This is a genomic window from Roseibium sp. SCP15, assembly GCF_040329435.1.
Lineage (GTDB): Bacteria > Pseudomonadota > Alphaproteobacteria > Rhizobiales > Stappiaceae > Roseibium.
In genome coordinates, this window is the sequence record NZ_JBDZYI010000003.1 from 652,767 (window position 1) to 674,347 (window position 21,581).

Sequence of the window (21,581 nt, forward strand, 5' to 3'; positions counted from 1 at the left end):
AATGACCGATCACTCCGGCGCAGAAACCGCAAAATCAAGATATCCGCTCATTGCCGTCCTGGCAGGCCTCACAGTGCTGGCTCTCGTGTGGACCTGGCCGGCGCATTCATTCCAGGCAATCTCTTTTGCCATGTGGGGCCTGGTGGAGGTCTCGCCTCTGGTGATCCCCGGTATCTTTCTCGCGGCCTGGATCGTTGCCAGTGGAGCGGATTCCCGCATTGCCGGTGCATTCAGACGGCGGACGTTTCACGCAGTGCTGGCCGCTTCAGCCATTGGCGCTGTCACACCGGTTTGCGGTGTAACGGTTTTGCCGCTGCTGGCCGGCCTTCTGGCGGCCGGAGTACCCCTGGCTCCCATCATGGCGTTCTGGCTGTCTTCCCCTGTTACGGATCCCGCGATGCTCGCAACGACAGCCGCAACCCTTGGAACCTCGTTTGCACTCGGCAAAACATTGGCCGCATTCGCAATGGGATTGTTGGGAGGACTGACGACGGCAGCTTTTTCCAGTCGCGACTGGTCCTTGAATGCACTCCGGGACAATCGCCTGGCCACGCAGCTGAGCAAGGCCCAGTGCGGCTGTTCGGCGACCTTCAAAGGGCGTATCTGGCAAGATCAGGGTCGACTTGATCGATTTCGCAAGCAATTGATTGCAACAACGCGGCTCATTGTCATTTGCCTGCTTCCGGCTTTCACAATGGAATACGTCCTGAATGCAACGCTGACGCCGGGATCTCTTACCGGTTTCATGGGGGAAGACAATTGGTGGTCGATTCCCGCAGCTGTCCTGGTTGGCGCACCGGCCTATATCGACGGCTACGCGGCTTTGCCTCTGACACGCGGATTGATCGATCAAGGCTTGTCCCAGGGAGCTGCACTGGCCTTTCTCGTCTCAGGCGGCGTTGTCAGCATCTGGGGTGCGCTTGCGATATTTCCGGTCCTGAAGCTAAAGCCGTTTTTGCTCTTCCTGTTGCTGGCGCTCACAGGATCTCTGCTGACGGGATATGTGTTCGAATGGGTGATGTAGTTGCCGGAAACGGGTTTCAGCCAGCACAGGCTTTTAAGTTCCTATGACACCACCATGAACATCACACCCGTTGCTGATTGGAGAGATTTTCAAACTCGGTTCGATCAACACGGTAAAATGTACAAGGAAGATCGTGCTTTTCCATCTCCAACCAAAGGCGCATACCCGCCTTCTGCATCACGCGCAGCGAGGCAAGGTTTTCCGAAACTGCATACGCCAGAAGATGGTCGTGATCGGTTTCTTCAAAGAACCACCGGACAAGTTCTCTGGCAATTTCGGTGGCATAGCCCCTGCCCCAAGCTGAGCGCTTCAAACTGTAGCCAAGCTCATATCCCGCTGGCTCCTGTTGCCAGGAAAACCCTGCGCGCCCGACAAATTCCCCGTCAAGCGTTTCCAGCTTCCATTTGCTGACCCCTGACTGCCGATGCATCTGTACATAGTTGTTCAGCCGCCGCCGAGCTTCCTCTTTCGCCATCGGAACGGGTCCGGGTGAATGGTACCGATTGACCTCGGGATCGGAATGAAGATCGAGAAGCAATGGAAAGTCTGCGTCTTCAAACGGCAGGACCTGCAGCCGGGCTGTCTTCAACAGGATTTCAGGCAATTCGGTTTCATCCAAAAAAGCGGGCCGTGCGATCACACGGCCCATAGAAAGGTCTCTGGTATGCTGTCACTCCAGAGTAATTGTCTAAGCACTCATCAGGTAAGACTGCATCGAGGGGCTGAGCAGCTGAAACACATCAGCTTGCATGCCCTCGATCACCTTGCTCTCCCGATGATAGAAACCCGTTTCCTGAACGACATCGCGCATATCCCGATTATCGGTGCGAACAACGGCAACAAGATGGGAGAAATAGGTGTTCTTGAAGAACCATTCCGCCAGAGCCGAGCACAGGTTCCTTGCAAGGCTCTGTTCCTGCTCCAGCACTTCCTTCAAGAGGCAATAATTCAGGCTGATTTCAGAGGTTTCGCTCACCGGCGTAAAACCGGCCCAGCCGAGAAACCGGCCATCTTCGGACACCGCTTTCCATTTGGCGAAACCAAGATCCGCCTGATTCTGCAATGCAGACCTCACCAGCTCGGTCGCATCGGCGATGGTACAGTCTGTAGAATATTCAGTGCATTGGTTGCCGTAGGGATCTGCGTGAAGGTCTTTAACGAGATTAATATCGGTTGGAGAAAAAGGGACAAGTTGAACTGAGTCGCATTCGAGAAATATCGTCTGCACCGTGATCCTCCCATTCAATTGGATTTGGTCCGGCTGCGGAAAGAAGCTTTAAACTCCTTTCTTTTCACGCGCCAGACCTAAAACCCAGAATTGTGCCAACCCGAAGGCAGGCGCGAGTATAAGAATAAAAGTGGCGAAAATATATTCGTATTACCAACAAGTTATGGTGATATTATGCGTTGCACCGCACATCCCATAGGTTGACGTGTTGTTGATTGCTCAGTCAATAAATCTCCTTGAGATTGATTTCAGCTGACGGATCAACCCGTTGCCAGTTAGCCATCTGATTACGGAACCAGGTCTCCTGCCGTTTGGCATATTGCCGCGTTGCAACAGTCAGCCTGTGGATGGTTTGTTCCAAATCACATTCGCCACTTAGATAGGCACCGATTTCAGCAACGCCAATAGCCCTCATCGCCGGCAATTTGGGGGACAGCTTCCTGGCGAGAAGAGCCTTTACTTCCTGTTGCCCCTCTTCAGCCAGCATGAGCCTTGCGCGCAAGCCAATCCGCTCATGCAGCCACGGTCGCGGCGGTGCCAGGACAATTCGCGTGCAATCATCAGCGACCAGCAAGGGAGCGGACTGCTGCTCGCGCTGCCAGTGTGAGAGTGGTTTGCCCGTCGCGAGAACAACTTCAAGCGCGCGGGCAAGGCGCTGCGGATCGTTCAAATCTTCGGCTGCCTCTTCATCGCCCGCGTCTGCCAAAGCCGTCTTGAGACCGCTTGTCCCTTCCCGATCGCCGAGCGATCTCGCCCGTGTCCTTACCTCATCAGGTATCTCCGGCAATTCGGCAAAACCCTCGGTCAACCCTTTGAAATAGAGCCCGGTTCCACCGACGAGGATCGGCAATTGCCCTTGCCCCCAAGCCGTTTCCAGCTCCTCAGTCACCAGACGGAGCCAGGCGCCTGTCGAAAAGGCCCTCGAAGACGGCAGAACACCATAGAGGCGATGAGGAACTTCCACTTCCTCTTCAGCGCTTGGACGGGCGCTCACCAGACGCAGGTCTTCATAAAGCTGCATGGAATCGGCATTAATGATCACACCGTTGTGTGCTTTGGCCAGTTGCAGCGCCAAAGCGGACTTGCCGCTTGCCGTTGGGCCCGCTATCAGGATGGCTCGATTACCTTCCGTTCGCTCCTTCACGCTTTGCAGGGAATCATTCATGTCTCTTGTCGCCACTCTGGTATCTACCCCGACTGCACCTGCTGTCGACGCGGAATTGGTACGCCGGGCTGAAGATGCTCTCGGTGTCGCAGGAACAACAAGAATACTCAATCCCGGCGTTGCAGCCGATATCCGCTTTGAGGGCCCCAATGCAAGCGCTGCGGACACGCTTTTGCGGGAAATCATCGGTCAGGCACCCGCAGATGTTTTCGTTCAGCCGTCAGAAGGCCGCCGCAAGCGTCTGCTGATAGCCGATATGGATTCCACCATGATCCGGCAGGAATGTATCGATGAGCTTGCGGCCGAACTGGGTTTGAAGGATCGAATTTCGGACATAACCGAACGGGCGATGCAGGGCGAAATCGAGTTTGAACCGGCTTTGCGGGAGCGCGTCGCTCTTCTGGCCGGTTTACCGGTCTCTTCGATCGACGTTGTTCTGAGCAACCGAATCTCGCTGATGCCGGGTGGTCGCACACTGGTGCAGACCATGAAGGCGAACGGAGCCTATTGCGCGCTTGTCTCCGGCGGCTTCACTCATTTCACCAGCGCCGTTGCCGACATGATCGGTTTTGATGAGAATCAGGCCAATACACTTCTTGAAGCCGACGGCAAACTATCCGGCAAGGTGGGCGAACCGATCCTCGGTCGAGAGGCCAAGCGTGAGCGCCTGGAAGCGCTTGTTGCCGAAATAGGCCTTTCCTTTGACGAAACGCTTGCCGTTGGCGACGGTGCCAACGATCTCGCGATGATTGAACGTTCGGGCGCGGGTGTTGCCTATCGTGCCAAACCAGCTGTGGCCGCAGCTGCCAATTTCCGTGTTGACCACGGCGACCTGACAGCTCTGCTGTATCTCCAGGGTTATGCGGAAGAAGACTTTGTTCTCAGCTAAGGTGTGACCTGCCTCGATCGAACAGGTCACACGCCATACAGTTAAGCCTCAAGACTTCGCTTAGACAGCACTTCCCAGTGGGGTCAGCGCATAGAGGAAACCTGCGCCGACAGCCATCGTCAGAATGACGGCCAGAAAGGCCACGATCATCGGAAGCCGGAAGATGGAGCGCAGCAGGATGACTTCTGTAAGGCTCGCACCAGCGCTGCCGATGATCAGCGCCATGACCGCTCCAAGAGACATACCCTTTGCCGCCAAAGCGGCGGACAGCGGAATGACGGCTTCGGCACGGATATAGAGCGGAATCCCGATAATTGCCGCCACTGGAATGGCGGTCAGATTGTCACTGCCGGCGTACCTGGTGATCAGATCGGTCGGCAGGAAACCGTAGATGAAGGACCCGATCGCAATTCCCCCGAGAAGGTAGGGCAAAACGGATCGAAAATCTTTCCAGGTCGCTTTCCAGATGCGCAGCCACCGGTTTTCGGGTTGGATTGCGCCGCTGCAGGTACTTCCACAGTTGCTTGAGCTCGGGACCTCATAGGCGGAGGCCTCAACGTGGCGCTCAAAGCCGAGTGCCTCCAGCAATGCTCCTGCAACCACTGAAACCACCATGGCAATCAGGAAGTAGACGACGGCAACCTTTATGCCGAACGTCACGGCGAACAGACCGATGATCACCGGGTTCAGAAGTGGACTGGAAAAGAGGAAAACCATCATCGGTCCAAATCCGGCGCGTGCGCGCAACAACCCTTTCAGGAAGGGGATTGTTGAGCAGGAGCAGAATGGAGTGATCGCCCCCATCAATGCGGCGACGACGTAACCACGCCCGTTTCTGGAACTGAGAACAGCCTGAATTCGTTCAGGAGAAACGTATTCCTGCAACACGCCGACCCCATAGCTGATCAGCAGGAACAAGGCCGTCAGTTCCACAGCAAGAAACACGAACATTCCCCCCGCCTCCATAAGAGCGGACGACATCTCGGCAGACATAGGAAACCCTTTCAAATCTATATTACCGGTTTTTTCGAAATATTGATTCTGGAAGCCGATGTCAATATATTACCGGTAATATCGAAATAATATTTGAAGGTGACACGATCATGGACGTTGAAGACGTTGCCAGGGTCCTCAAGGACCTCGGACATCCTCTCAGGCTCAAAATCTTCAAAAGGCTGGTCAAAGCAGGCTTTGATGGCTTGCCTGTCGGCGTCCTGCGGGAGGACCTGGACATTCCGCATTCATCGATGACCCACCACGTTGCGGCCCTGGTCGACGCCGGTCTAATTCATCAACAGCGCGAGGGTCGTATCCTGCGATGCGTGCCGCAATATGGTCGCCTGTGGGACGTGATCGCCTTCCTGCAAAGTGAATGCTGTCTGGACGAGCGACAGAGGCAGTCAAACGGCGCGGCGTCGAGTTAGGAAGCCTAATTCCCGAAAAAGAAAAAGGCGCCCGTGAAGGGCGCCTTCTCAATCAACATCGCAAGTTGGCCGAGGATTATTCGTCCTCGATCCGTACTGGAACGAAACGCACATCGCCGGTCGGATTGGCAAGCAGCAGAAGTGCCGAACGACGACCGTCTTCCTTGAGCTTCTTGATTTCCGCTTCGACATCGGCCGGAGTCTCCACCGGCTCCTGAGCGACTTCCTTGATTACATCGCCAACGGTGACCCGCTTTTCTTCCGCCGAAGAACCGGGCATCACCTCTGTGACAACAACGCCTGTCACGTCTTCATCAATGGAGAACTGCTCACGCAGGGCATCATCGAGTTCCGCAAGCATCATGCCGAGCACTTCACTCTTTTCCGCAGGCTCTTCTTCGGGCTCGCCTTCGGTCGTTGCACTGGCTTCAGTTGCAGCATTTTCCTCAAGGCGCTCGAGGGTCACGCTGATGGTGACTTCCTCGCCCTTGCGCAGAACGATAACTTCAACTTCCTTGCCGATGGCCGTTTCAGCGACCATGCGCGGCAGTTCGCGCATTTCTTCTACATCACGTCCATCGAACTTGATGATGACATCGCCTGCCTCGATCTTGGCCTTCGCAGCAGGTCCGTCTTCGGTGACGCCGGCAACAAGCGCGCCCATGGCTTCATCCATGGCCAGACTTTCGGCAATCTCGTCGGTCACTTCCTGAATGCGCACACCGAGCCAGCCACGACGCGTTTCACCAAATTCACGCAACTGATCGATGACCCGCATTGCGGTCTTCGCCGGAATGGCGAACCCGATACCGATCGAGCCGCCGGACGGGGAAATGATCGCGGTGTTGATGCCGATCACATTGCCCTGCATGTCGAACAACGGCCCCCCGGAGTTCCCCCGGTTGATGGAAGCGTCCGTCTGGATGAAATTGTCATAAGGGCCGGAATTGATATCCCGGTTCCGCGCAGAAACGATGCCGACAGTTACCGTTCCACCAAGGCCGAACGGGTTACCGATCGCCATCACCCAGTCGCCGACCCGGATTGAATCGGAGTTACCGAAATTGACATCCTTGAGAGGCGTTGCCGGCTCTACTTTCAGAACCGCAAGGTCGGTCTTTTCATCGGTACCGATGATTTCCGCCTTGAGCTTGGTACCATCATTGAAATTGGCCGTGATCTCGTCCGCACCTTCAATCACGTGATTGTTGGTGATGATGATGCCTTCCTTGCCGTCAATGACGAAGCCGGAACCCAGGGACTGAACCCGGCGGGGTGCCTGTTCGTTGTCGCGATTTTGGCGATTGAAGAATTCTTCGAAAAATTCCTGAAACGGTGAACCGTCCGGCACCTGCGGCATGGGAACGGAACGCCGGCCCTGAACAGTCTGGGCAGTCGAAATGTTTACAACGGCATCAGCAAGATTTTCCGCCAGGTCGGCAACGGACACGGGTCCTTGCGCTTGAGCGGTCTGAACAGGCTGAAAAGCTACCATTCCGCCAAGTACGATGCCCGCTGCCGCAAATGCGATACGGGACATTCGACGGCGAACAAAATTTGGAGCCATAGGGCTTTCTCCTCATCCCAGCCGGTTGGACTGTCGTTCGGGACTTGAGCCCAAATTCAAACAGTCGATGGGGTTCATAAGTCTTGTAGTCAGAATATAGAACGGGCGGGAGATTTTTGCGCCTCCCGCCCGAAAACTTTTCGTTATCCGCGTATGATCCACACAAGAAACAGTCCGATTGCAGCAACAACCAGACCGGTGGTGCGCAAGGTCTGATCCGGAGTTTCAAGGGCGCTGCGCATGATGGACTTCATGCCACCGGGCACCAGTGCGTAAAGCACGCCCTCAAGAACCAGAACCAGACCGAACGCGGTCACCAGATCATTCATTGAGCGGCAAGCGAAGGTGCGCCGGTCGAAATTCCGGATCCACCATTGTCATTGCCATTCGCCGGAGGTGTCAGCCCTGCCGGATCCTTGAAGAAACGGAAGAAGCTGGAATCCGGAGACAGAACCAGGCTGGTGTCGCCTGACTGCAACCCGGCTTCATAAGCCTGCATGGAACGGTAGAAAGCAAAGAACTCAGGGTCTTCACCGAAAGCTTCGGCGAAGATCTTGTTCCGCTCCGCATCACCGTCACCGCGGATGATTTCAGCGTCACGCTTTGCTTCAGCTTCGATAACCGTTGCATCACGATCCGCGCGGGAACGGATACGGCGGGACTGTTCTTCACCCTGCGCCCGGATCTCGGTCGCTTCACGCTGACGTTCTGTCTGCATGCGGGCGTAAATCGCCTGGGAGTTGGCATCGGGAAGGTCCGCGCGGCGGATCTTCACGTCAACCACCTCAATGCCGAGTTCCTTGGCGTTGGCGCTGACGTCGTTACGGATCGCGTCCATGACGCCGGAACGGTCATCACGTACGAGTGCAACGAAGCTCGTCCGGCCAAGCTCTGACCGCAGCGAGGATTGCAGCAACGTCGACAGGCGGCGGTTGGCCGTCTGAACGTTCTGAACACGCTGGTAGAAAAGAACCGGATCGGAGATCTTGTAACGGGCAAAGGCGTCCACGACCAGTCGCTTCTTGTCCGAAGAAATCGGCTCCAGAGGCGGCATGTTCAGATTGAGAACACGCTTGTCCAGGTAAACGACATTCTGGACGAACGGGATCTTGAAGTAGAAGCCCGACTCGGTTTTTGGCTGTTCGATGATCTTACCGAACTGCAGCACGAGAGCCTGTTGTGTCGGGTGCACGACATAGACCGAAAGGTAGCCGACAACCGCGATCGCAACGAGGACAATAGCAAGAAAACCGCTACGCATGATCAGTTTCCTCCTGTCCGTGCAGCAGGCGCAGTGCCGCGTCCGCCAAAGTCATTCAGCGGCAGGAACGGCAGAACGCCGGAGCCTGATGTATCGCTGTCGATGATGATCTTGTTGTTGGAGCCCAAAACTTTTTCCAGGGTTTCGAGATACAGACGCTCACGGGTCACATCCGGAGCGTTTTTGTATTGTTCATAGATCTTGGTAAAACGCTGGGACTGACCGGTTGCTTCCGCGACGGTCTGGTCCTTGTAACCGTTTGCCGCTTCCAGAACGCGAGCAGCCTGACCGCGTGCTTCCGGAACAATCCGGTTGGCATAGGCCTGCGCTTCGTTGCGGATACGTTCCTGGTCGGCACGCGCTGCCTGCACATCCCGGAACGCGTCGATGACCTGTGCCGGCGGGTCAACCCGCTGCATCTGGACTTCGGCGATTTCGATACCTGCATTGTAGGAATCGAGTGTCTTCTGCATCAGCGAAGCAACGTCGTTCTGAATGGAGACGCGGTTTTCGGTCAGGATCGCGTCGATGTTCGATCCACCGACCACTTCACGCATCGCGCTTTCGGCAACGGCCTTAACGGTCGCGTCGGGATCCTGGATGTTGAACAGGTAATCCGTGATGCCATCCGTGGTGTTCTGGACACGCCAAAGAACCTTGAAGCCGACGTCAACGATGTTTTCATCACCGGTCAGCATCAGGCTTTCTTCTGGAATGTCGCGCGCACGTACTGCGCCGGACGTGGAGTAGCTCTCTTCAACACCAACGGTGGTTTCGCGTTGCAGCTCAACCTTCGGCTTGTGAACCTCACCAATCGGATAAGGGAGGTTGTAGTTGAAACCCGGAGACGTCAGACCGACAACCTTGCCGAGCACGAGCTCAACGCCGCGTTCACCCTCGTCAACGGTGTAAACACCGGTGAAAAGCCAGCCGACAACACCGATACAGATGATGATGAGGATGCCGACCAGACCGAGACCGCCGCCGCCACCGCCGGGAAGCACGGTTTTCATGCGATCCTGTGTCCGCTTCAAAAGCTCCTCGAGATCCGGCGGGTTGCCGCCACCGCCCCGGTTGGGGCCACCGCCCCAGGGGCCGTTGTTATTTCCGCCGCCACCGCCGCCCCATGGGCCGCCATTGTTTCCGCCACCCTTCCAGGGACCACCGCCACCTGACTGATTGCTCCAAGGCATCAAAACTTCCTTCTTTGATATCCGGCACCTGCCGGACCAGGGCATTTCACATATTCAACGCCCGTTCTGACTCACCGTTGGTTATAGGGAGGTTACCGATCGCTTTCAACGAAAAGACCTGCGCACAACCCTTGTAAAACCTGTATTTTTTCCCGTGCCGCAGGTGGGGTTTAATTGCGGCAGAGTCAAGGCACTACCGTTACGGCCTGATTACATATGGTTAATGGGCTTCAGAACCGGCGCGAACCATATCGATATGAGGAATGCCATCCTCGACGTAAACTTCAGAAACAGTTGTAAACTCTAGTGATTTATAGAATTTTTCAAGATAGGCCTGTGCACCGAGATGAATGGCGCACCCCGGCAGGAGTTCCTCGGCCTTGTCGATGCCCGCTTGCATCAGGATCCGGCCCAATCCGGAACCGCGTGCGGATCGCGCAATCACCACCCTGCCGATACGCGCAATGCCTTGATCGGGCGCGACGAAGAGTCTAATCGCGCCGATCAGGTCGCCCGATGCCGTCTCCCTGATAAAAAGGTGGCGTGCGACAGGGTCCTTGCCGTCAATATCCGGGTAAAGGGCGGCCTGCTCCAGAACGAAAACGTCCTGACGAAGTTTCAGGAGATCATGCACGTCATGCGGCGTCAGCTGATTGAAATCGGAACAGGATACGGATGGCGTGTCGGGGCGTGTCATGAAGCGTCGGCTCGATTGTGTCAGGCAATTCTGCGGTAGGTCACGAACGTGAAGTCCGCGCTGTCCTTGTCCGATCTGGTTCCGGCTTCCCGGTTTACCTCCTGCCAGACTTTCGGATCAATGTCGGGAAAGCGGGTATCCCCTTCAGGTTCCGCGTCAACTTCCGTGAGCTCCAGCCGATCGGCTTTCTGCATCGCTTGAGCGTAGATTTGCCCACCACCCATGCAGATGATCTCATCGGTCTTCAATTCCACTGCCAACTCCTTGCCGCGTTCAAAGGCAGCTTCCAATGAAGTCACGGCTTCAGCGCCCTCAGGAGCATAATCCGGATCACGCGAAATAATGACATGAGGCCGCCCTGGCAAGGGACGTCCGCCGAAAGACAGGAAGGTCTTGCGGCCCATGATGACAGGTTTGCCGAGGGTCAACTTCTTGAAACGCTTAAGATCGGTCGAAAGCTTCCAGGGCATATCGTTTTCCGCCCCGATAATTCCGTTCCGCGCGACCGCGGCGATCACGACAATTTCCGGCAAGTTTCTCTCCGAATCCGGTTTTCATTTTCCAGATCGCCTCCTAGCATGGATTTCAGGCTGGAGGAAAATCCGCCGGGAACATCTTTTTCATTCACCTGTCGGTTTCGAGCATTCCACGTCGTCCTTGCAGACAGAACCGTTGCATTCAGGAGATTGTCAAACCCATGTCCGACTTAATGGAAACCGTACTGATCGAGCGAACGCGCTCCCTGATTCCGGACGAGAACGTCGAACAGAAGCGCATGTTCGGCTCCACATGTTTCATGGTCAACGGCAACATGCTGGTCTGTGCGTCGAAACGCGGACTGATGACCAGGGTCGGCGCGAAACAGGAAAGTGAAGCTCTCTCTAGACCCCATGCCTCGCCATGTGAACCGGCCGGCCGGCCGATGCCCGGTTTTATCAGGATTGAGCCGGAAGGCATTGAAACCGACGAGGATCTCAAGAGCTGGGTCGATATGGCAAGAACCTATGTCTGTGCGCTCCCCCCGAAACAGGCCAAGCCGAAAAAAGCAAAAACCGGAAAGGCAACCAGATGACATCCGCCGGTTTCCCGCCAGAGACTTTCGAGTTCCTCAAGAACCTTTCCAACAACAACACGAGAGAGTGGTTTGAAACCAGCAAGTCCATCTATCAGCAGGCCGTCAAGAAACCCGCTGACTTGTTCAGACCGGAACTGGAACGGGCACTTTCGACACTGACCGATCACGATATTGCGTCCAAGCAGTTCCGCATCAATCGTGACCTGCGCTTTTCAAAGGACAAGACGCCCTACAACACTCACATCCGCATGGCCTTCTGGCCAAAGGGAAATGCATTTGAAGGAAGGGACGCGCAACCACCGAGTTTCTTTTTATCGGTGGAACCGGACCACATCCGCTTCGGCACCGGGTGCATGGCATTTTCAAAACCGGTTCTGGGTGCATATTTGCGAGCCCTTGAGGCCGGAAAAGGCAAAGAGATAGACGATTTGCTGAACGACCTGACAAATCAGGATTTCGAACGGTCAGCGCCCGACCTCGCGAAAGCACCGCGAGGCTTTCCGAAGGACCACCCTCAGGCAGACCTTGCACGGCATAAGGGCCTCGCAGTCTGGAAAACAATCGATGATACCGGCTTGTTAACACGCGAAGGCGCAGCAAGTGCTCTCGTGGACGCCTGGAGACCGACACTGCCATTCTGGTCATCGCTGGTCACGCTCTGTTCAAACACCTGACGGGGTCCCTTTAGTGTCGCCCTCCAATTCCATCGCCTTGCTCTATCTGCACGCTCTGCCTCTGGACGGAACGATGTGGAGACATCAGCAGGACCTGTTTTCCATTCCGTCTTACACTCCAACACTCTACGAAACTGGCAACAGCATCGAAGCTTGGGCAAAGGCAGCCCTGGATACCGTTGCCGAAGATCGACTGATACTTGTCGGTTGCTCGGTTGGCGGTTCCTGCGCGCTGGAAATCGCAGCTCTTTGCCCCGAAAGAGTGGAAGCGATGGTCCTTATCGGAACCAAGGTGGCACGCACCCCGAACCCTGCTTTCCTGTCGGCTGCTCTGACCCTGATCGAAACCCGAGGACCGCAAATTGCCTGGAACACCTACTGGCGACCTCTGTTCTCTCAGCAAGCGCCTCAATCCGCCCTTGCAATCGCTGATGACATCTACAATCGTCGTACGGTTGCGGAGCTGACAACCGGAGCAAAAGTGTTCCATTCGCGCCCGAGCCGCGACACCGTTCTGCAGACCTTTCCGCGAGAGGTTGCCGTCATCTCTGGCGTTGATGACATCGCCCCGGGTCTGGAGACCAGTGAAAGACAGGCGAGTATGGCAACACGGGGAACATTTCACGTCATCCCGGATTGCGGACACTATGCGCCGCTCGAAGCACCGGATCAGGTAAACGATATCCTCGGGCAGGTAATTCTGCCGATCCTGACCCCCAATGGTGACAGCTTGAATGCCAGGTAAACCGGGTCACCAATGCCCCCTCTGTCGGCCGAACAGCGACTGATTGCCATAGTTCCACTCTTGACCTTCCAGCCGCTGGAGACACCATAGAACTGGCAAGCGATTTCACCCCAGTCGAACAACAGGAGCGAAACGTTGGATCGCCGGTCTTTTCTGAAAGTCTCCGCAGGCACATTCGCCGCAACCCTGGTTCCCAGCCTTTCATTGGCACGGGCGGATGACGGTTTTTTTGAGCTTGAAGCCAGGAAAGGCAATGCGCGGCTCTATGGAGATGATGGCGCGTTCTCAAATCTCTGGCTTTACAACGGCCAGTTGCCAGGACCTGAGATCCGGGTGCGACGCGGCGAGCGGGTCAAGGTCCGGTTCACCAACAACCTCGACGAACCGACCTCCGTTCACTGGCACGGCATACGCATCGACAATGCGATGGACGGTGTTGCCGGTCTGACCCAACCTGCTGTGCAGCCAGGCGAAAGCTTCGACTATGACTTCGTCGCCCCGGACGCTGGAACCTTCTGGTATCACGCCCACAATATGAGCTGGAACCAGGTTCCTCGCGGGCTTTCCGGTCCGCTGATTGTCGAGGAAGACGAGCCGCTCTTCGCGGAAGGCACTGACATCACGATGGTGCTGAACGACTGGCGGCTGGACGAAGACGGCGCGCTGGAAACGGCAAGTTTCGGTGCCCGCATGGACTTCTCCCATGCCGGACGCCTCGGCAACTGGCTGACCATCAATGGACAGTCGATGCCCGACATTCCACTCAAGAAGGATCACTGGCACCGGCTGCGCCTGATCAATACCTCTGCTTCGCGGATCCTGGACCTTGCGCCTTCCCGCTTCGGCGCACAATTGATCGCGTTGGATGGTCAGGCATTTTCCGCCCCACGACAGATTGACGGCACACTGCAACTGTCCCCCGCACAGCGGATGGACCTGATCCTTCGCCCGGAACAAACCGGACCGGTTCCCTTTGAAACGATGACCGGCAAACCCTTCACCTTTGCCAATTTCCTGGTGACTGAAGCTGAGGAAGCTCCCCTTCCCCTTTTGATGCCCAGAGCGAATGCGCTGCCGGAGCCTGACCTTGCCTCTGCCCGTACGCTCCCCCTTGTCATGGAAGGTGGTGCCATGGGCGGCATGCGCTCTCTGATGAAAGACGGCAAGGAGATGGACATGCGCCAGATGATGGAAGCTGGCTTGTTCTGGGCCTTTAACGGCGTTGTCGGCGTGGAAGGAAAACCGATGTTTTCAGCCAAACGCAGCGAGACCATCGTTCTTGACAGCCGCAACGACACGGCCTTCGCCCATGCCATGCATATCCACGGTCACCATTTCCGGGTTCTGGAGCGCAACGGCGCAAAACTGGAGCACCCGGACTGGCGCGACACGTTCACGACCGTGCCGCGCGAAACCGTCAAGATCGCCTTCGTTGCCGACAATCCGGGAAAGTGGTTGATCCACTGCCACATGCTGGGCCACGCGGCATCTGGAATGATGACGTGGTTTGAGGTCAGTTAGTATCAGGTCAGGACCTCGGCTTACACTGCAATCGGCGCCGCGATGTGCGGGTGCGGATCGTAACCGATCAGCTCGAAATCCTCGTATTTGAATGCAAAGAGATCTGTCACGTCCGGATTGATCTTCATTTGCGGCAACGGGCGCGGAGTACGTGCCAGCTGCTCGCGGCTCTGGTCGAAATGGTTCGAATAAAGGTGCGCATCGCCGAGCGTGTGGACGAAATCTCCAGGCTTGAGACCGGTTACCTGCGCCACCATCATCGTCAACAGCGCGTAGGAGGCGATGTTGAAGGGAACACCCAGGAAAACATCCGCAGAGCGCTGGTAAAGCTGGCAGGAGAGCTTGCCGTCGGCAACATAGAACTGGAACAGTGAGTGGCATGGCGGCAGGGCCATTTCGTCGACCAGCGCCGGGTTCCAGGCCGATACGATCAGTCGGCGGCTTTCCGGACTGGTACGGATCATCTCCAGCAGATTGGCGATCTGGTCGATGGACCGCCCGTCGGGAGCCGGCCAAGACCGCCACTGATAGCCGTAAACCGGACCAAGCTCGCCGTTTTCGTCTGCCCAGTCGTCCCAGATCTTGACCCCGTTTTCCTTCAGGTAGGCGATGTTGGTGTCACCCGCGAGGAACCAGAGCAGCTCATGAATGATCGACCTCAGGTGCAGTTTCTTGGTGGTCACCACGGGAAAGCCCTCGGATAGGTCGAACCGCATCTGATGACCAAAGATGGAGCGCGTGCCGGTTCCGGTGCGATCGCCACGATCAACGCCCTCTTCGAGGATTTTTGCCAAGAGATCGAGATATTGCTGCATGGCGCGGACCTTCCGGTGGGGAATCTGGAGGAGACTGCTAACTTCGCAGATTTTCAGGAAAACGCAGCCCCTCCAGCCGGACTTTCCCCAGATCGAAGCGCGGTCCATCCGGATGTAGGGCCTGGCCGCATCATGACCTAGTCCTTGTTCTGCTGTCTTTGCACGAACAACATGCCCTTGGCTTCCCTACATATGCGCCAGGCGTCTGGACTGGTGTGAAGCAGGTCACGGAAATCCGGCAAGTTCGAGGGTTCATCTGCAATCAGCAGAAAACCCTCGTGGCTCAGGTGCCCAATCAGTTTGCGGAGCACATCCAGTCTTGGCTCGCGATCCAACATGTGAAGTGTACGATCGATGACAATCACATCGAACAGGCCGACGGGATCATAATCGGTGATGTCCGCGACGTGGCCCTCGACCGCAAGTCCTTCGCGTGCTGCCTCTTCCAGCAAGTCGGAGATTCCGGCCGGAGCCAAATCCACGCCCGTAACCAGGTGACCCAATCTGGCGATGAAGAGTGCGTCCCGCCCCTGCCCGCACCCGACATCAAGGATGCGCGCGCCCTTTCTCCGGTACGTCTTGAAAAAATCACAGAAGGCTTTCGTCGGTTCACCAAGCGCATGCGGTGTCTGGCGAAACAGGGAATTGTAGTCGTAAGCCATCAATCCACCCCTACTTCGCATCGTTTGGCGCCTGGTCCTTGAACGCCGTTTTCATGAAATCTTCTTTCAACATATGAGCCCGCATGGCTGGCAGGCCGATGGCCTTGACGGTCAAAACAGTTGCGTAGATCAGAGTGGCGGTCGCCAATGCGTCAAGAAGCCAGGCAACAGGTTCGCGAAGCACTCCCAAATATGCCGGCAACTCAGCAAGCGCTGGAATGGTCCACAAGCCGGTGAGTGCATGCAGCACCAGCGCGATCCAGAAACCTGCACAGTAAGGGCACCGCCATTGCTCGTAGAGCGTTTGCAACGGTTGCGGCAACAGCCGAAGGAGGGACTGGAACCATGTTCCCCATTCAGGAAGTTTTTCCCACACGAGTATGTGGATCGCCGTCCCCATCAACATCAATTCAAAGGTCATAAATCCTCACAGATCAGGTTGGTTTGTTGTTTCGTTTCCTCGCCACCTCGGGACACTCAGGCGAGGTAAACTTTCTTTAGTTAGTTAGTTTAACTTACTTTTATAGTGAAATTTTTTGATGCCTGCTTAAGGCGTCATATCTTTCGCAAAGACAGCGCCAAGTGCGCGCCGCTCTGCCTCACTCAGTTCTGACAGAACCACGTTCAGCACGGATGCATAGATGGTTCTTCCTTTCTGGAGTCTGGCCTCGCCTTCCCCGGTCAGAAGAATGTGCTGTGCTCGGGCATCATACTGACAAGGAACCCGGTGCACCCAGCCACGTTCCTCCAGTTTGACAACCATGACGCTTGCAGACGCCTTGCGCACACCCATCGCCTCAACAACATCCTGCAGATGCTGGCCGTGATTGTCCTTGTCGGTTTTTCGGCACTCCTGGTCCTTGATGGCGCTCAGATACTCAAATTCGCTGTATGACACCCCCGCGTCCGCGGCCATTGCACTCCACCGCCGGTGCGCATGCCGGTGTACCAGCTCGACAAATTCCACGAGATCCAAGGCAATTTCCCTTTAGTTAGTCTCTCTAACTAATCTCATTTCCCACTGCCGTCAAGTCATGCGACCTCGCAGATTCAAAGCGCGGAAATTTCCCTTTATGTTTTCGTGTCAAATCGATGCTTCCCCTTTCCTTTCAGCATCAAAGCGCTTATATCGAGGGTGCTGGTTCGCCAGCTATGGCAATAAATTGTCAGTGCAATAAACCTATCGGACCCGGGGGCGGTACCCGGCGCCTCCACCCAAGCCCATGGGCTTCGACACTGAAATTCTCATGGGTTTCGGCGGGGGCGAAATAGGATCGACGAGGGCGTAAAGACTGTGCTTTTGCTCGGCATTGTACCACCGTTATCGGGCTGTTTTAATAGTTGCAAACGACAACTATGCTATGGACAACGCTGTCGCTGCGTAATGCAGTGCCGGTAGTCCTTTAAAGCCCTGCCGGATTAGCACCGGCAGGCGGGGTTCGGAGGCACCTGGCAACAGAAGCCTCCACCTAAGTTTCCGATTGCCCAATCCTGAAATCCAGCAAACCGCGCAGGTCAATTGACGAGACTTCACCCGGAATGGTGCATTATTCGGGTATCAGACGGAAAAGGTCCTTTCCTTTTTTGCCTCGGACCGTCAAATTGGTTCTGATAGACAAGATTCCCAGCGAGATTCGACGAAAACTGATGTCTGAAGACCTTCTGCGATACGACATTCTGATCCAGGACGCGCTACGCGGCGCGGTTAAGAAAATACTTGCCGAGGTCGGACGTACCGGCCTGCCCGGAGACCACCATTTTTATATCGCCTTCGACACCAACGCGCCTGGGGTTCGTGTGTCCCAGCGCCTCAAGGAACGATATCCGCAGGAAATGACGATCGTGCTTCAGCACCAGTTCTGGGATCTTGCGATTGGCGAGCACGCGTTTGAAGTTGGCCTGTCCTTTGGCGGTGTGCCGGAGAAGCTGCTTGTGCCCTATTCCGCCATCAAGGGCTTCTTCGATCCCTCCGTCCAGTTCGCATTGGAATTTGACCCGGGCAAGACCGCAGAAGAACTGCCTGAAGAACTGCTTGAGGCCGTTGAAGAGCTTGCCAAGGTGGAACAGGAACACGCCGAAAGCGAAGCCAAATCGGATGAGAAAGCCAAGCCTCTTGAGGTGACGGCCAAGGAAGAAGATGGCAAGGACAAACCGGCAACGCCGTCATCCGACGGCGACGGCGGTGGCGAAGTCGTTTCTCTGGACGCCTTCCGCAAGAAAACCTGACAACCGGAGTGTCTCGTGAGCGCGGAGATCATCAATCTGCGCCAGGTGCGCAAGCAGAAAAAACGACAGGACAAGGACAAGGCGGCGGAAGACAACCGCCGCAAGTTCGGCCGCACCAAGGCCGAGCGTGAAGCAGCGCGTCGCCGCCGTGACGAGTTGGAAAGTCACGTGGACGGTCACAGGCGCGAGCCTCATGATCGTCCAGATGACAAAAAGCCGGATTGACGGGCGATGGCACTAGTCAAACGATCCCTTTCGTTGCACGGCCACCGTACAAGCCTTGCCCTGGAACCAGAATTCTGGGAAGTCGTGGACGGGTATATCAGTGCCGAAAAGCGCTCACTTGCCAGTCTCATCGCAGAAGTCGACGACAACCGCGATCCGGATGACCCGCTTTCTTCTGCCGTCCGGGTCTGGGCTCTTCAGCAGGCACAATCGGCCGGAAACCACAGCATTTCGAGAAAAGACTGAACCACCTGTCACTGCCTGAAATCAAGAATTTCAACGCGATAGGTAATGCTCTTCGGTTCCGGACTTTCACGAAACGCAGTGATCCCCTGGATCAAATACTAACTCCGAGCGCCTGAATAGATCCGGGAAGCCGCTCTGAACGGCCTCCCGGTGTGCCTACGTTACATGGCGTCGGAGGCGTTTTTCATCAGGAAGTCCGTGACAAGCGCGGCTTCCTGTTCATCCAGTCCTGCACGAGGGAACATGGATGGCGTGATGCCTTTCCACTGCTGCCTGGTGAAGTGAGAGACTTCGCGCGGCCCGTGGCAAACCGTACACCGCTCGTAGAAAATCTTTTCACCCGGCTCCATGTCCGCATAGAGACTTTCCGTTATGTCATAGAGACGATCGAGCCCAAGCTTGTCCTCATCGATCGCTGTCAGTTCCATGTTATCGATAATGTCGGGCTTGTCGTAGGCAAGGTTCGGCCCTTCCGGATCCTCACATTTGCGCATGGATGCCAACACTGTGTTGACGGAGGTCGCTTCGCTTAGGCCCGAGCTGCGCTGTGTCGAAGTCAGGAAATTCACCAAACCCGAATTGCAACGACCTTTGCTGTCCAGTTGCGGCCAGCAGCCTTCATAAATCGATATGACGCCAGGCATGATGTCATCGCTCACCACCGCTCCGGCAATGACTGTTCCGCGATCGTTATAGAGTTCCACAAGGTCTCCATCCTCGATGCCTCGCGAAGCAGCGTCCTCGGTGTTTATCCGCACTGGCTCTCGGCCCTGAACCTTGTACAGGCCGCGCAAAGTCGCCGATTGGTCCATTTGGCTATGCAGGCGGAACCAGGGGTGCGGCGAGACCACGTGCAGTTGCCCTTCTCCTGCATTCCCAAGATATTCGTGCTTTTCCATCCACATCGGCATGCCCGGGCAGTCGTCGATCTCCATATTCGCGATGGTCTCGCAGAACATTTCGATCTTGCCGGAACTGGTATGCAACGGGTTCGCTTCCGGGTCTTCGTAGAAGGCGCCGTGACGGGTCCACTTACGTGCTTCTTCAGGTGTCCCCATCAACGCGTACCCTTTTTCCCAGAACTCCTCGAAAGGGGTGTGTTTCGCGGCCGTCGACCTTTCGTAGGCTCGCTGGACGTGCGTCAAGTATTCTTCGCTGTCGGTGAACTGTGCCCACAGGCCGAGCTTGTCTGCCAGGCCTTCAAAGATCTCGTAGTCGGATTTGCTTTCACCCAACGGTTCGATCACTTTCTTCATCGCGTAAACGCGATTGTTGGAATAAGTGCCGCCGGAGGTGATGTCATCACGCTCCAGTGTCGACGAAGCCGGCAGAACGATGTCCGCCCAGCGGGTGGCGGCGGTCCACCAGACATCAACACTGACAATGGTCTCCACCTTCTCAAGAGCACGGATCAACCTGTTCGTGTCCTGCTGGTGAGACATGAAATTGTTGCCCGCATTGAAGATCAGCTTCACGTCGGGATAGGTGTAGGTATTGCCGTTATAGAAGACGTCCTTGCCAGGATTTTCCAGCATTTCAGTGATACGGCTCGCGGGACAGACCCCCTTGACCCAGTTTCGTCCCTGGCTGAGGCCGGATGGCGTTGCATTGCCACCTTGAGGCATGCCGCCATTGCCATAGTGCCAGCTAAAACCAACTCCCTGGCCAGGCTTGCCGATCTTGCCGGTAAGAGCCGCGAAATTGATGATCGCCCAGTGCGTCATCTCGCCGTGCTGTGCGCGTTGCAACGACCAGGCTCCGGCGATTTCGGTTTTCGAATTGACGAGAAGTTCGGCTAGCTCGACAATTTGGGTTTCTTCGATGCCTGTTATCGCAGAAGCCCAGGCAGGCGTTTTCTTCACCCCGTCGGTCTCGCCCTTCACATAGGCGATCCACTTGTCCGCCCCGACTGTGTATTTTTCCAGATAGGCTTTGTCCTCAAGCCCCTTCTCAAGCACGTGATAGGCCATCGCCAGGAACAGGGCGACATCGGTATTCGGGATGATCCTGACCCAGTCCGCGTTCAGATATTCGTCTGACGCCGTACGCTGCGGGTTGATCGAAATGAACTTCACGCCGGCGTCCCGGATTTCCTCCCAATGGGCATACATTCCGTGGTCGGCCACGCGATATTCCACCCGGTTGTTCTTGACCGGGTCGCAGCCGACAAGAACGAAGACTTCCGTATTGTCGCGAATGGTCTCCCACGCCGACTGAGCCGAATACACTTCCATGTCGCCGATGATGTGCGGCAACGAAATCTGGCTGGCACCGGCAGACCAGTCGCCCTGCGTGTTCGTGCAGCCACCCATCAGGTTCAACAGGCGTCCCTGGAGTACATTCGGACGGAAGACACCAGCGTTTGACCAGCCACCATAGGACGAGCTGAAGATCGACTCATTGCCGTGGTTGACAGCAGTGTCCAGCAGAGCCTTTGCGGTGAGGCTCCATGCGGTGTCCCAATCGACGCGAACATACGGCTCCTTGCCGCGCAGCTCCGATTTGATATCGCCGTTCTCCCATCCCTTCAGATAGGACTTTCGCACCATGGGATAGTTGATGCGGGTTTTGTCATAGGTGCGATCCAGGATGCCATGGCTCAACATCTCGGTCGGCCGCGCATCAAGCTCCATCATGTTGTTGATGCCGATGAGCTTGCCATCGCGAACAACACCTTCGAACGGACCAAAATGCGTCGCGTGGAACGCACGGCCGGCAAAGGAATTCGGGTCGATCGCAGCCAGCGCGGTTGAATTCATCAGCGCAGTTGTACCGAATACGGCAGCGCCACCTTGCAGGAATGCGCGGCGGCTCGGAGAGGTGAAAGACATGATTGCCTCCTGAAGAAGATTACGCTTCGCACCGTAGGTCCCCGAGGCCTATTCCGAACTTGACCGGCCGCAATCCGGCTTGTTCGAAAATGTAAAGAATTGTAAAGAAGCGA

Annotated in this window: 25 protein-coding genes and 1 other RNA gene; 11 read left to right on the plus strand and 15 right to left on the minus strand. The window is 56.1% G+C overall.

Features of this window, described 5'->3' with window-relative positions; all coding sequences use genetic code 11:
* Position 1 precedes the first annotated feature (1 nt).
* The gene (locus ABLO27_RS16930; protein ID WP_353034112.1) at positions 2-1,024 is read left to right on the plus strand and encodes a permease; all 1,023 of its coding nucleotides are present in this window, start codon (positions 2-4) and stop codon (positions 1,022-1,024) included.
* 61 nt (positions 1,025-1,085) lie between these two features.
* On the opposite strand, the gene ABLO27_RS16935 is transcribed toward ABLO27_RS16930, so the two are convergent.
* The 3 genes from ABLO27_RS16935 to miaA form a co-directional block, all read right to left on the minus strand.
* Positions 1,086-1,673, minus strand: a complete 588-nt coding sequence (locus ABLO27_RS16935; protein WP_353034113.1) for a GNAT family N-acetyltransferase — start codon at positions 1,671-1,673, stop codon at positions 1,086-1,088.
* Between the two features lie 39 nt (positions 1,674-1,712).
* On the minus strand, positions 1,713-2,252 hold the full coding sequence (locus tag ABLO27_RS16940) for a GNAT family N-acetyltransferase (RefSeq protein ID WP_353034114.1): 540 nt from the start codon (positions 2,250-2,252) through the stop codon (positions 1,713-1,715).
* Between the two features lie 223 nt (positions 2,253-2,475).
* The gene (gene miaA, locus ABLO27_RS16945) at positions 2,476-3,417 is read right to left on the minus strand and encodes a tRNA (adenosine(37)-N6)-dimethylallyltransferase MiaA (RefSeq protein WP_353034115.1); all 942 of its coding nucleotides are present in this window, start codon (positions 3,415-3,417) and stop codon (positions 2,476-2,478) included.
* Here miaA and serB point away from each other — a divergent pair.
* Positions 3,416-4,306 (plus strand): phosphoserine phosphatase SerB, encoded by an 891-nt coding sequence (gene serB, locus ABLO27_RS16950; RefSeq protein WP_353034116.1) that lies wholly within the window; start codon positions 3,416-3,418, stop codon positions 4,304-4,306. The two genes, miaA and serB, sit on opposite strands and share 2 nt — an antisense overlap.
* Positions 4,307-4,366: 60 nt before the next feature.
* On the opposite strand, the gene ABLO27_RS16955 is transcribed toward serB, so the two are convergent.
* Positions 4,367-5,257, minus strand: coding sequence for a permease (locus tag ABLO27_RS16955; protein ID WP_353034117.1), 891 nt, complete (start codon positions 5,255-5,257; stop codon positions 4,367-4,369).
* Positions 5,258-5,409: 152 nt separating this feature from the next.
* On the opposite strand from ABLO27_RS16955, the gene ABLO27_RS16960 reads away from it, so the two are divergent.
* A complete protein-coding gene (locus ABLO27_RS16960; RefSeq protein WP_353034118.1) occupies positions 5,410-5,730 on the plus strand; it encodes an ArsR/SmtB family transcription factor in 321 nt (106 codons plus the stop codon).
* Between the two features lie 76 nt (positions 5,731-5,806).
* On the opposite strand, the gene ABLO27_RS16965 is transcribed toward ABLO27_RS16960, so the two are convergent.
* The 6 genes from ABLO27_RS16965 to ABLO27_RS16990 form a co-directional block, all read right to left on the minus strand.
* Positions 5,807-7,297, minus strand: coding sequence for a DegQ family serine endoprotease (locus ABLO27_RS16965; RefSeq protein ID WP_353034120.1), 1,491 nt, complete (start codon positions 7,295-7,297; stop codon positions 5,807-5,809).
* Between the two features lie 143 nt (positions 7,298-7,440).
* On the minus strand, positions 7,441-7,626 hold the full coding sequence (locus ABLO27_RS16970) for a DUF2065 domain-containing protein (protein ID WP_353034122.1): 186 nt from the start codon (positions 7,624-7,626) through the stop codon (positions 7,441-7,443).
* Positions 7,623-8,558, minus strand: a complete 936-nt coding sequence (hflC, locus tag ABLO27_RS16975) for a protease modulator HflC (protein ID WP_353034123.1) — start codon at positions 8,556-8,558, stop codon at positions 7,623-7,625. Before hflC ends, ABLO27_RS16970 begins: the two co-directional genes overlap by 4 nt.
* A 2-nt stretch (positions 8,559-8,560) precedes the next feature.
* Complete coding sequence (gene hflK / locus ABLO27_RS16980; protein ID WP_353034125.1) at positions 8,561-9,751, minus strand: FtsH protease activity modulator HflK; 1,191 nt, start codon at positions 9,749-9,751, stop codon at positions 8,561-8,563.
* A gap of 220 nt (positions 9,752-9,971) precedes the next feature.
* Positions 9,972-10,448 carry a GNAT family N-acetyltransferase gene (locus ABLO27_RS16985; RefSeq protein ID WP_353034126.1) on the minus strand — a complete coding sequence of 159 codons (477 nt, stop codon included), beginning with the start codon at positions 10,446-10,448 and terminating at the stop codon, positions 9,972-9,974.
* Between the two features lie 20 nt (positions 10,449-10,468).
* Entirely contained in the window at positions 10,469-10,981 is a 513-nt protein-coding gene (locus ABLO27_RS16990) for a dihydrofolate reductase (RefSeq protein WP_353034128.1), read from the minus strand.
* 164 nt (positions 10,982-11,145) lie between these two features.
* Here ABLO27_RS16990 and ABLO27_RS16995 point away from each other — a divergent pair, with 164 nt between their 5' ends.
* The 4 genes from ABLO27_RS16995 to ABLO27_RS17010 all read left to right on the plus strand — a co-directional run bounded on the left by ABLO27_RS16995 (position 11,146) and on the right by ABLO27_RS17010 (position 14,463).
* Complete coding sequence (locus tag ABLO27_RS16995) at positions 11,146-11,520, plus strand: TfoX/Sxy family protein (protein WP_353034130.1); 375 nt, start codon at positions 11,146-11,148, stop codon at positions 11,518-11,520.
* Positions 11,517-12,197 carry a DUF2461 domain-containing protein gene (locus ABLO27_RS17000; RefSeq protein ID WP_353034131.1) on the plus strand — a complete coding sequence of 227 codons (681 nt, stop codon included), beginning with the start codon at positions 11,517-11,519 and terminating at the stop codon, positions 12,195-12,197. Before ABLO27_RS16995 ends, ABLO27_RS17000 begins: the two co-directional genes overlap by 4 nt.
* A 13-nt stretch (positions 12,198-12,210) precedes the next feature.
* The gene (locus ABLO27_RS17005) at positions 12,211-12,942 is read left to right on the plus strand and encodes an alpha/beta fold hydrolase (protein ID WP_353034133.1); all 732 of its coding nucleotides are present in this window, start codon (positions 12,211-12,213) and stop codon (positions 12,940-12,942) included.
* A 135-nt stretch (positions 12,943-13,077) separates the two neighbouring features.
* Positions 13,078-14,463: a multicopper oxidase family protein gene (locus ABLO27_RS17010; RefSeq protein WP_353034135.1), complete on the plus strand. Its 1,386-nt coding sequence runs from the start codon at positions 13,078-13,080 to the stop codon at positions 14,461-14,463.
* A gap of 20 nt (positions 14,464-14,483) precedes the next feature.
* Here ABLO27_RS17010 and ABLO27_RS17015 read toward each other — a convergent pair whose 3' ends face one another.
* The 4 genes from ABLO27_RS17015 to ABLO27_RS17030 form a co-directional block, all read right to left on the minus strand.
* Entirely contained in the window at positions 14,484-15,278 is a 795-nt protein-coding gene (locus tag ABLO27_RS17015) for a thymidylate synthase (RefSeq protein ID WP_353034136.1), read from the minus strand.
* Positions 15,279-15,415: 137 nt separating this feature from the next.
* Complete coding sequence (locus ABLO27_RS17020; RefSeq protein ID WP_353034138.1) at positions 15,416-15,961, minus strand: class I SAM-dependent methyltransferase; 546 nt, start codon at positions 15,959-15,961, stop codon at positions 15,416-15,418.
* Positions 15,951-16,361: a hypothetical protein gene (locus tag ABLO27_RS17025; RefSeq protein ID WP_353034139.1), complete on the minus strand. Its 411-nt coding sequence runs from the start codon at positions 16,359-16,361 to the stop codon at positions 15,951-15,953. Before ABLO27_RS17025 ends, ABLO27_RS17020 begins: the two co-directional genes overlap by 11 nt.
* A gap of 126 nt (positions 16,362-16,487) precedes the next feature.
* A complete protein-coding gene (locus ABLO27_RS17030; protein WP_353035054.1) occupies positions 16,488-16,907 on the minus strand; it encodes a MarR family winged helix-turn-helix transcriptional regulator in 420 nt (139 codons plus the stop codon).
* A 131-nt stretch (positions 16,908-17,038) separates the two neighbouring features.
* Here ABLO27_RS17030 and ssrA point away from each other — a divergent pair.
* From ssrA to ABLO27_RS17050, 4 genes are all read left to right on the plus strand, one after another.
* Positions 17,039-17,410, plus strand: a transfer-messenger RNA (tmRNA) gene (gene ssrA / locus ABLO27_RS17035).
* A 177-nt stretch (positions 17,411-17,587) separates the two neighbouring features.
* Positions 17,588-18,166: an SspB family protein gene (locus ABLO27_RS17040; RefSeq protein ID WP_353034141.1), complete on the plus strand. Its 579-nt coding sequence runs from the start codon at positions 17,588-17,590 to the stop codon at positions 18,164-18,166.
* Positions 18,167-18,181: 15 nt separating this feature from the next.
* Positions 18,182-18,391: a DUF4169 family protein gene (locus ABLO27_RS17045; protein ID WP_353034143.1), complete on the plus strand. Its 210-nt coding sequence runs from the start codon at positions 18,182-18,184 to the stop codon at positions 18,389-18,391.
* Between the two features lie 6 nt (positions 18,392-18,397).
* A complete protein-coding gene (locus ABLO27_RS17050) occupies positions 18,398-18,637 on the plus strand; it encodes a ribbon-helix-helix domain-containing protein (RefSeq protein ID WP_353034145.1) in 240 nt (79 codons plus the stop codon).
* Between the two features lie 161 nt (positions 18,638-18,798).
* On the opposite strand, the gene ABLO27_RS17055 is transcribed toward ABLO27_RS17050, so the two are convergent.
* Positions 18,799-21,468, minus strand: a complete 2,670-nt coding sequence (locus tag ABLO27_RS17055; protein WP_353034147.1) for a molybdopterin-dependent oxidoreductase — start codon at positions 21,466-21,468, stop codon at positions 18,799-18,801.
* Positions 21,469-21,581 lie beyond the last annotated feature (113 nt).

What these genes read in the sequence shown, in the direction of transcription:
- ABLO27_RS17000 (WP_353034131.1), top strand. Translation starts at nt 11,517, where the DNA reads ATGACATCCGCCGGTTTCCCGCCAGAGACTTTCGAGTTCCTCAAGAAC.
- ABLO27_RS16955 (WP_353034117.1), bottom strand. Translation starts at nt 5,257, where the DNA reads ATGTTCGTGTTTCTTGCTGTGGAACTGACGGCCTTGTTCCTGCTGATC.
- ABLO27_RS16995 (WP_353034130.1), top strand. Translation starts at nt 11,146, where the DNA reads ATGTCCGACTTAATGGAAACCGTACTGATCGAGCGAACGCGCTCCCTG.
- ABLO27_RS17050 (WP_353034145.1), top strand. Translation starts at nt 18,398, where the DNA reads ATGGCACTAGTCAAACGATCCCTTTCGTTGCACGGCCACCGTACAAGC.
- ABLO27_RS16965 (WP_353034120.1), bottom strand. Translation starts at nt 7,297, where the DNA reads ATGGCTCCAAATTTTGTTCGCCGTCGAATGTCCCGTATCGCATTTGCG.
- hflC (WP_353034123.1), bottom strand. Translation starts at nt 8,558, where the DNA reads ATGCGTAGCGGTTTTCTTGCTATTGTCCTCGTTGCGATCGCGGTTGTC.
- ABLO27_RS16970 (WP_353034122.1), bottom strand. Translation starts at nt 7,626, where the DNA reads ATGAATGATCTGGTGACCGCGTTCGGTCTGGTTCTGGTTCTTGAGGGC.
- ABLO27_RS17025 (WP_353034139.1), bottom strand. Translation starts at nt 16,361, where the DNA reads ATGACCTTTGAATTGATGTTGATGGGGACGGCGATCCACATACTCGTG.
- ABLO27_RS17040 (WP_353034141.1), top strand. Translation starts at nt 17,588, where the DNA reads ATGTCTGAAGACCTTCTGCGATACGACATTCTGATCCAGGACGCGCTA.
- serB (WP_353034116.1), top strand. Translation starts at nt 3,416, where the DNA reads ATGTCTCTTGTCGCCACTCTGGTATCTACCCCGACTGCACCTGCTGTC.
- ABLO27_RS16960 (WP_353034118.1), top strand. Translation starts at nt 5,410, where the DNA reads ATGGACGTTGAAGACGTTGCCAGGGTCCTCAAGGACCTCGGACATCCT.
- ABLO27_RS17055 (WP_353034147.1), bottom strand. Translation starts at nt 21,468, where the DNA reads ATGTCTTTCACCTCTCCGAGCCGCCGCGCATTCCTGCAAGGTGGCGCT.
- ABLO27_RS17020 (WP_353034138.1), bottom strand. Translation starts at nt 15,961, where the DNA reads ATGCGAAGTAGGGGTGGATTGATGGCTTACGACTACAATTCCCTGTTT.
- ABLO27_RS16985 (WP_353034126.1), bottom strand. Translation starts at nt 10,448, where the DNA reads ATGACACGCCCCGACACGCCATCCGTATCCTGTTCCGATTTCAATCAG.
- ABLO27_RS17015 (WP_353034136.1), bottom strand. Translation starts at nt 15,278, where the DNA reads ATGCAGCAATATCTCGATCTCTTGGCAAAAATCCTCGAAGAGGGCGTT.
- miaA (WP_353034115.1), bottom strand. Translation starts at nt 3,417, where the DNA reads ATGAATGATTCCCTGCAAAGCGTGAAGGAGCGAACGGAAGGTAATCGA.
- hflK (WP_353034125.1), bottom strand. Translation starts at nt 9,751, where the DNA reads ATGCCTTGGAGCAATCAGTCAGGTGGCGGTGGTCCCTGGAAGGGTGGC.
- ABLO27_RS16935 (WP_353034113.1), bottom strand. Translation starts at nt 1,673, where the DNA reads ATGGGCCGTGTGATCGCACGGCCCGCTTTTTTGGATGAAACCGAATTG.
- ABLO27_RS16930 (WP_353034112.1), top strand. Translation starts at nt 2, where the DNA reads ATGACCGATCACTCCGGCGCAGAAACCGCAAAATCAAGATATCCGCTC.